The 7,981-nt window shown below is 55.2% G+C and carries 10 protein-coding genes; 2 read left to right on the forward strand and 8 right to left on the reverse strand.

The window, feature by feature from the left end; translation table 11 throughout:
- Positions 1-264: 264 nt before the first annotated feature.
- The 8 genes from HMPREF2527_RS00620 to HMPREF2527_RS00655 form a co-directional block, all read right to left on the reverse strand.
- Positions 265-1,167 carry a hypothetical protein gene (locus HMPREF2527_RS00620; protein ID WP_070505627.1) on the reverse strand — a complete coding sequence of 301 codons (903 nt, stop codon included), beginning with the start codon at positions 1,165-1,167 and terminating at the stop codon, positions 265-267.
- Positions 1,160-1,624 carry a hypothetical protein gene (locus tag HMPREF2527_RS00625; protein WP_070505631.1) on the reverse strand — a complete coding sequence of 155 codons (465 nt, stop codon included), beginning with the start codon at positions 1,622-1,624 and terminating at the stop codon, positions 1,160-1,162. Before HMPREF2527_RS00625 ends, HMPREF2527_RS00620 begins: the two co-directional genes overlap by 8 nt.
- Before the next feature lie 34 nt (positions 1,625-1,658).
- Positions 1,659-1,979 carry a hypothetical protein gene (locus tag HMPREF2527_RS00630; protein WP_070505633.1) on the reverse strand — a complete coding sequence of 107 codons (321 nt, stop codon included), beginning with the start codon at positions 1,977-1,979 and terminating at the stop codon, positions 1,659-1,661.
- Between the two features lie 24 nt (positions 1,980-2,003).
- A complete protein-coding gene (locus tag HMPREF2527_RS00635) occupies positions 2,004-2,657 on the reverse strand; it encodes an AAA family ATPase (RefSeq protein ID WP_070505634.1) in 654 nt (217 codons plus the stop codon).
- A 274-nt stretch (positions 2,658-2,931) separates the two neighbouring features.
- Positions 2,932-3,792, reverse strand: a complete 861-nt coding sequence (locus tag HMPREF2527_RS00640) for an IS3 family transposase (RefSeq protein WP_070505636.1) — start codon at positions 3,790-3,792, stop codon at positions 2,932-2,934.
- Positions 3,792-4,304 carry a helix-turn-helix domain-containing protein gene (locus HMPREF2527_RS00645; protein WP_070505638.1) on the reverse strand — a complete coding sequence of 171 codons (513 nt, stop codon included), beginning with the start codon at positions 4,302-4,304 and terminating at the stop codon, positions 3,792-3,794. The genes HMPREF2527_RS00640 and HMPREF2527_RS00645 overlap by 1 nt, the downstream gene beginning before the upstream one ends.
- Before the next feature lie 163 nt (positions 4,305-4,467).
- Positions 4,468-4,854, reverse strand: coding sequence for a hypothetical protein (locus HMPREF2527_RS00650; RefSeq protein WP_070505640.1), 387 nt, complete (start codon positions 4,852-4,854; stop codon positions 4,468-4,470).
- A 157-nt stretch (positions 4,855-5,011) separates the two neighbouring features.
- Positions 5,012-5,698: a hypothetical protein gene (locus tag HMPREF2527_RS00655; RefSeq protein WP_070505642.1), complete on the reverse strand. Its 687-nt coding sequence runs from the start codon at positions 5,696-5,698 to the stop codon at positions 5,012-5,014.
- Between the two features lie 936 nt (positions 5,699-6,634).
- On the opposite strand from HMPREF2527_RS00655, the gene HMPREF2527_RS00660 reads away from it, so the two are divergent.
- Together HMPREF2527_RS00660 and HMPREF2527_RS00665 are read left to right on the forward strand one after the other, a co-directional pair.
- Positions 6,635-7,162 (forward strand): RES family NAD+ phosphorylase, encoded by a 528-nt coding sequence (locus tag HMPREF2527_RS00660; protein WP_246824742.1) that lies wholly within the window; start codon positions 6,635-6,637, stop codon positions 7,160-7,162.
- Between the two features lie 245 nt (positions 7,163-7,407).
- Positions 7,408-7,950, forward strand: a complete 543-nt coding sequence (locus tag HMPREF2527_RS00665; protein ID WP_070505647.1) for a hypothetical protein — start codon at positions 7,408-7,410, stop codon at positions 7,948-7,950.
- Positions 7,951-7,981: the final 31 nt, after the last annotated feature.

Here is a 7,981-nt window from a genome sequence, read left to right on the forward strand (position 1 = left end):
GGTGGTTTCTTGGTTTACCCGGGGGTAAGGCGAGCGCTCGGGTGATGCTCCCCTGCTGCTGGTGCGAGCGTGCGGGTGCGGTTTACCGGCGGAGCAAGGAGAGGAAGGACCGGGTGGGCGGTGCTCCTCTGGTGTTGATGCGGGCAGGGGCGGGTTCGGAGGGCGAGCCCAGCGGTGGGGAGACCCTAGAAACACGCAGAAGGCGCTCGCCAACTTCCCGACAAGTTGGGAAGTTGGCGAGCGCGGGGTGGTAGCAGAATGCAGTTATAGCATCATGAATTCAGCAAGCGACACATCCTCTGGCTCATCGAAATAATGCCGCGCCAGACTGTAGATGATCAGCACACCGGCGACTGCAAACAGGGTGATGAGTGCTGCTTCCCATCCGAAGAACGCCGCCGCCGGAACGGTGATGCTGAAGGCGTAGGTGTTGATGCGGCGCATCAGCTGAGCTAAGCCTGCCGCCGCAAATATCGCGGCGCCCACTATCAGCGAGGGAATGAACCCGATATTCACGCCAAGGGCGGGCCCACCCATCGCTAGAGCCAGACCTCCAATTGCTGCCATGAAACACATATACGCTCCAGGCTCCAGCGATACCGCGTATTCTTCCATCCGATACGACGGCTTGTCGAGGCAAAGACAGACCAAGACGCAGACCATCATCATAAGCGCCACATACCCGATTTCAGGCTCATTATGGCCTAAAACGTGGTGAAGGATATCCGACAGGAAAAGCCCTGTTGCAACCCCGGCCACAGTCACCTGAACTTGCTGAAAACGTCGTCCAGGGCGCGGACGGGGAAGCGGCACCAGAAATGCTGCTGGAAGAATCAGGCCCAGGGCAAGAAGCACAGGGATTCCCTGCTTCCACAGCCCTATCGCACCGAGCATGAGGGCTACAGATGCTCCGGCGGCGAAGAATCCGGCGAGAATTTTCTCCGAAGCACATAGATATTTCTCATAGTCACGCCAGTGTTCCCAGTACCAGTTTTTCCACCGGCGGGCTTCCGACGGACTGAACACGACTTTCCCTCGGCGCAGCTCTGCCGCGTCAATCAGATGTGCACGGTACATCTGCTGCACCAGTTCCTCATTGCCTCCAACGAGAGAGCTAACGTCTTCGGCGGTCAAATATTTCTCAGGCCTCAGCTGAATATCAAGCATTATTCTCATCCCTTCCCACGCTACGTGTGCAAATGATGATTCCGGCAATGATTAAGCCCACCGGAACACCCAAAGGGAGTTGTGCGCAGAACCAAGTGCCCGCGTGGCTGAGCACCAAATCCACAGCACTGTCAGCAGTGCCGTTTTCATGCATGAGCTTCAACGCGTTTCCGCGCATGAGATCTACAATTTCTAGAACCGGGGTGAGATAGGAATACGCCGCATCGAAAAACCCTACCACCACGATTCCAGCCAATAACCCACAGATAACAAGCCACCGCCCCCGCAGCTTCTTTTGTCCGAAGAAGACGGTGACCAGCACAACCAGCAGCACGACTGGGTTCAGGCAGCCTAAGAGGAAGCAGTAGGTGCCAAGCACGAATTGAAAGTCGTCTTCTGGCTCTCGGCGGGAGGTGTTCTCACTCCTGGGGTTTAGAGCTTCTACCGCGTGCTCCATATCAAAATACTTTCACTCTTCTTCGCCTCCGCATTTAGAGGCTCGGGTCCAGCGGAACCTCGGCGCCGTACTTTTCCTCCAGGATGTCGAACATCTGCGCATAGATCTTCTGCACGCTCGTATCTTCCTGCTCCGCGGCATAGGCGACAAGCTCTCGCTGTTGCTCGGTGCCGCGCAGGGTGTAAATCGTGGACTTGGTGCCCTTGCGACGCTGAATCGCACGCGCCTTCGCAGGCAGAGCGCGGGTATATTCTGCGGCGTCGATGGTGTGCTTTTCGGCGCCGCTCTCGAAAGCTTCGGCTGCCTTCTTCTTCTTGCGGGTTGCGCGGGCGTTGGAGTTAATTGCCTGAGCCATGTTCTTTATTCCTTGTCTAGCCGTTTAGGCTGCGTATTCGGTGATTTCCTGAGCGAGATTCTGGACTTCCTCACAAGCCTGCGAGGTGCGCGCCGGTGCCTCGATGACACTCATGCCGTCCTTCAGCGCGTCAGGGTAAATACGGCGACTGAAAACGACGGTGTCCGCCAGAGCAAAATCCTCCGGGGTCTCACGAAGAGCCGCGATAGCCGTGTCACGGAATCGGCTCTTGGCATGAGTGGGTGCACGCGAGATGACCACGAGAATCTTCAAATCCTCGTTGCTGTCGCGTGCCTCATCCATGCGGGTGATGAACTCAGCGGTGCTGTCCAAATCAGCCACGTCTGCGTTCGTCGGGGTCAGCAGCACATCCGAGACAAGAGTAGCCGAGCGAAGCTCCACCGAATCCTTACCGGCGGTGTCGACGATGATAATGTCGTACACCTGCTGAAGGTCGCGGAGAGTAGGAGCCAAACGCCCGGTCTTGCGCAGAACGGTCACAGGCTTGAGCTCGTCGTGTTCTTCACGGCGTGCTGCCCAGGTGGAGGTCGTGGACACTGACGGGTCTGCCTCAATGACGATAACACGGTGCCCGGTGGACTGGTATGCGACGGCCAGGTTCGTCGAAAGAGTCGACTTTCCAGTACCGCCCTTGTGGCTTCCAATAGTGATGATCATAGGTCAATCCTTACTGTGACATCAAAATGCATTCACTGCATAATGCTATCATATCATTTTGCTATCACTCTTGCTACCCTTCCCCACCAAACCACCTCTCCATCCACCTCACGCCTGCACCACCTCCAATCTATCCACCATAAGGAAACGAGCACGCCAAAAAGAAAGAGGGAGCACTTCAAGCACCGCGCATTGAAAGAAGGCAAGAAACATTTGAAGCCCCGCTCAAGCTTTGAACTGCGCCCCGAAACTTGGACGCTATAAATAGAAGCCGCTATACAACTTCCCGCAGGGCCTGAACCCGGTACTCCACCGGGGTCAGGCCCCTAAGCTTCACCTGACGCCTTACCGTATTCCAATGCATGATATAGGCGTCAAGGTCGGCTTTGAAACTCTCGAAGGTCTGCCAGTCCTGCCCACGAAAAAACTCGTCCTTAAGATGTCCAAAAACCTGCTCAGTGGCACCATTATCAATGCAGTTACCTTTGCGTGACATACTCTGAATAAAACCATTATCGGCGAGCGTACTGATGTAGGTCTCGTGCTGATACTGCCACCCCATATCCGAGTGCAAGATTGGCTTAGCTCCCTCGGGTTTGGCATCCATGAGTATCTGAAGCATCTCTTGCTGCTGGGCAAGATTAGGGCACATCGAGATGGAGTGGGCAACAATCTCTTTGCTGGCAAAGTCATAGACCGGCGCGAGGTAGGCCTTACCGAAGGAGAGCTTAAACTCGGTGACATCGGTGCCCAACTTCTGCCAGGGACCAGTCGCCGTAAAGTCACGACCAATGATATTGGCGAAACTTTGCCCCACAGACCCCTTGTAGGAGTTGTACCTGTGGTAGGGCCTCTCACGGCGTATACCGCAGCGCAACCCCATCTGGCGCATCATCTTCAAAACCGTCTTATCAGCGATACGCACCCCTTCCTCAGCACGCAGACACAGGGCTACCTGCCTGTGACCGCACCCGTTAGGGGTTCGCGAAAAGATCTGAGCGACCTTGGCACGTAGCTGCACTCTGGTTGGCTGCCGGGGATGAGCCAACGCGTAGTAGTAGCTCGACCTGGCAAGGCCAGCAGCCTCAAGGAGGTCGTACAGCTTGTGTCCATGCCCTGAAAGCTCAGCGACCACTAGGGCTTTGTCCCGGTTTGGGAGCGCTTCTGCGCCTTCAGGGCAATCGATTTTTTTAGGTATGCCACCTGTGCCTCAAGCTTGCGCACACGCTCTTCGAGTTCCTCCTCACGCGTTGGCGGCACCGCCCGCACCGACCCTTTCGGCCTGCCCTTGGGCTTAGGCTTAAGCGCCTGCGCGCCGCCCTGGCGGTACAGCCTGCACCACTGCTTCAACGGTGTTGCGCTTGCAATACCGAAATGCACCATCGCCTCAGGCTTACTCATCCCACCATCAACTACAGCCTTCGCTGCGGCAACCTTGGTCTCATAGTCGTATCTGGTCCGCTTTACTCCCATGGCAAGAAACCCGCCCTTCCCGATCACGCGGTACATTTTCTGCCACTCTCTCACAGTCGCGGCAGACATACCAAGCTTCCTGGCGGTCAAACCATAGCCAAACCCGCTCTCAAACATCTTCACCGCTTGCTCCCGAAGCATACGGTTATGCCTCAATCCCAGATTTATAGACATGAAAAGCCTCCCGTTTCTTGGACTTCAATTTCGTTGTCCAAGAAACGGGAGGCAGTTCACTTCTATGCTTGAGCGGGGCTTCAAAGTATCCACACCAAGAGTAAAGACAGAACCAGCGAGCGCAGGCAAGGGGACGCGCAGCAAGGACGGCAGGGGTAGATGGTTAGAGCCTGAAGGTGGCGACGTCTCCGCATGGGTGGCGGAAGTAGAGTTCGGAGGCCCACCATTTTTCCTCGAATTCTTCTTGGGTGGGTTCGTAGCCTTCTTGTCGGCGGATTGCGAAGTTTTCGAGGTCGTCGAGGGTGCTTGGGGTGCCTTCGGGTGCAGGTTCGATGGTGAGGGTTTCTATCTTGTGGAGGCTGAAGGCTTGGGTGAGGAAGTCGTAAACTTTCTCAACGGTGAGTGGTTCGGTGGGGGTTTCTATGTCGTCGCGGGTCATTTGGCCCCATTCGATGAGTCCGGCGAGGGTGTCGGTTGCTTGGGCGGCGGTAAGTAGTACGTTGCCATCTGGGTCGATAATTGCGACGGTGGCGGTGTAGGTGGTGGTCATGGGGTTCTTTCTAGGTTGGGGTGTTGGTTTTGAGGATAGCATTCTGTGGGCGGCTGGTTGGATACAGAGTGAGGATCATGTAGGCGCTTGGTGTAGCTACCTGATTCGTGAGAATCAGCCACAGTACATAACGCATTAGTACCTCCACAGGTAGCCGTCAGAGAAGACGCAAATCGACCCCAAAAGTAGACCGGATCTGCATTACGGCGTTCAGTAGACCTCGATGGTCAGAGGCAGTTGCAGGAATCGTTACGCTAAGCCCCTGTCCTGAAGTACTTGAACCCCAAATTTTATGGTGTCCTGAACCGGCTACGGAGACAGCGAACCCTGCACGGCGAGCGCGGTTCAGCAGCTCGGTGGTGCTGGTTGGCATGGAGCCGGTGGGTGTTCCTCCTGAGATGCGGCGGATGCTTTGCTGGTCGGTGCTGGTGAAGGTTCCGGCTGGTTTGATGGAGACAATCTGGTTTTTGGGTTCGTTGGCTAGGACGTCGTAGGCGCCACGGTAGATGGTGCACATACGCGCTGCTGGGTAGGGTTGCGCGTCGTCGATAGAGTCTACGACAGCGGTAGGTGTGGTCTTTAAGTGCTTGCAGTCGTCGATAGCTTGTGGGGTGAAGTACCAATCATCCAGGGCGTCGGGGTCTAGATCGTATTCGACGCGTAGCACCGCGCATGTGTGGGTGTCGATGGTGGCTCTGATGCCCTGGTCGACGTAAGCGTAGATGGGGCCGGAGACGCGCTCGCGGAAGGCTGTAGGTGATGTGAATATTGTTTGGATGTCGTCGAGTGTGAGGCCTAAATCGGTGGCGTATTCTTCGGTGTAGCTGGTCCAGGTAAGGTGCATGCTGTAGTTCTTGGGCTTCCTGTTTTGTGGTGGGGTTTGTCTTTATTGTCTTCGCTGTTGCCCTGGGTGTTGCTGTGTTTTTCGTTGGGTGAGCGTCTGGTTTTACTGTAGGCGTTTCTTGGTCATATCTGAAATGCCTTTCGTATCTCGATACTTCTAAGCCTTTAGGTTTTAGCTGAGGGTTAGGTGCTGTGTCTTATCTTGCGCGTCGGGCGATTGTCGCATTTGTCGGCACGTACGCGTCATAGCTCAAAAGAGTGGTTCAGGCTGGGTTTGGTGACCGTGTTTCATGAGAAACTGAGTAACGTGATATAAATCATAGATATTTTTTCTTGTGCCTGAAAATACCTTGCACCTCGGGGTATTCTGGCTTGTCAGGCGGTTTTCAGAAGCTCATGGGGAGACTCAGAGGGCTCCTGGGTGTTTTTAGGCACTCCTGAAGGTCTCACGGTCCCAAAAATGCTGGATTCCTCATTTATAGTATAAATTTTCTATATCCGCTTTATTTTAGTTTGATGCTATTAAATACCTTTTGATCTGGGCGAAAATTCCGAGCAAAACCCCTGGGTGAAAAATGGTCCGTCCCGACTATACGCACGCTTTCAAGCTCTGACAAGGTGCTCTATTGACGTATCCGCGCAGCACCAATGACATTGTGCTGTACATTGGATGGCACGACGGAATCCTGACGTCGAAAAAATCTTCTACCGACCTTCACGCGAGCACCACTTCCGGACCCCCGCCTGAAGCTCGGTAGAAACACACAACCACGAAAGGAAGCCTATGCTTTCCATGCAACCCCCGGATGGTCCAATCAATCTCAACAACTTCCCCACCTTGCAGGTCGGCCCTGGCACCGGCTTCATAATCGTCCACCGCTCACACGACGCTTACAACCCCAACGGCACGCTGCGTGACCCCCGCTTCTTCTCACCCATGTACATCACTTCAGCAGGACAGCGACGGGGCGGGCGCTTCGATCTACAGCACCCCTTGAGTACCTGCAATACCGGCGTAACGGCAGCGGCCGCCCTACACGAACGCCTAGCCCACAGCTACGCCACCTTCTCCTCAGACTTGAAAAACGTGCGAGTGTCTAAACTACGTATCCGCCGCACCCTACGCCTATTGGATGTTCGCCACAATGGGCCCGGGTACACCTCCCGCGACATCAGCGACCGGCACCACAGAGACACCGGCTACTACCTCACACAGCAGTTCGCCCAGATGGCATATGAGGCTGGATTCGACGGCATCATCACCACATCCAGCGTGTGCCCGGATGACAACATCTACCTCTTCGGGGAGCACGGCGTACACGAAGAATATTTTGACGTCATTGAATCCCAGCCCGCCTTGGAGGTCTACCACGAGCTGAAGCAGCAGAACATCCTGCTGCCCGAACTGTTCGACATCCCCGGCACCTTCGGTTCTGCCTTGCGCGAGACACTGGAGGATAACTAACCGTAATTCAGGAGCACGTTCTCCCCTACCCCACCTGGAGGGCACACTCCATATGGAGGGTAGGCTCCATCGAGAGCCCCTAACCCACTACTGATTATGTAAGCCTTACTTTACACTTAGGCTTTACATGAAATATGATGGTTGTACCCTGTTGCGCTCGCCGCCTGCGTCCTAGCGGCGGTGACTGCAACGGGATACAACCATCACTTGTCTAAACCACCGATCTGTCACACCAAGTCTCCATCATGAATACCGAAGCTTTCCTTCACCGTGTCCTTAAACCGGTCCATGAGCACATCGAAGCGCTCATCAAGACCGGCAACATCACCGCTGATGAATCCCGTGCCCACGATTTGTCCTTCACTCTTCTAGCAGCAGTGCAGAAGCACCTGAAGGACTACAAGGAACCGGAATCAGCCCTATCCATCATCGGTGACCTCTACTCCACCGCCGCCACCTGCGAATACTTAGGAGGCATCACCCGCCAAGCCCTCAACGACCGCATCAATAAGCACACGATCCTGCGTCTGAAGGACGGTGCCGGACGTAACGGCTACCCCATCTTCCAGTTTTCCAACGGAACCGTGGACACCAACATCCAGCAGATTATCCAGACCCTTCTGGACGGCCACTTCAGTGAATGGCAGACAGCCCTATGGATTACCAGCCCTTCCCTGATGTACAACGGTGCTTCCCCTCTGGAATACCTCAGGACGTCACCTAAGCACTTCGGGCAGGTTCTCGCGCACGCAGAAAACGACGTGAACGACCTGTACGCCAACTCGTAGAAGAGTGGAGGAATCATGACTCTCAGGACCT

The organism is Rothia sp. HMSC071B01, from assembly GCF_001808945.1.
Taxonomy (GTDB): domain Bacteria; phylum Actinomycetota; class Actinomycetes; order Actinomycetales; family Micrococcaceae; genus Rothia.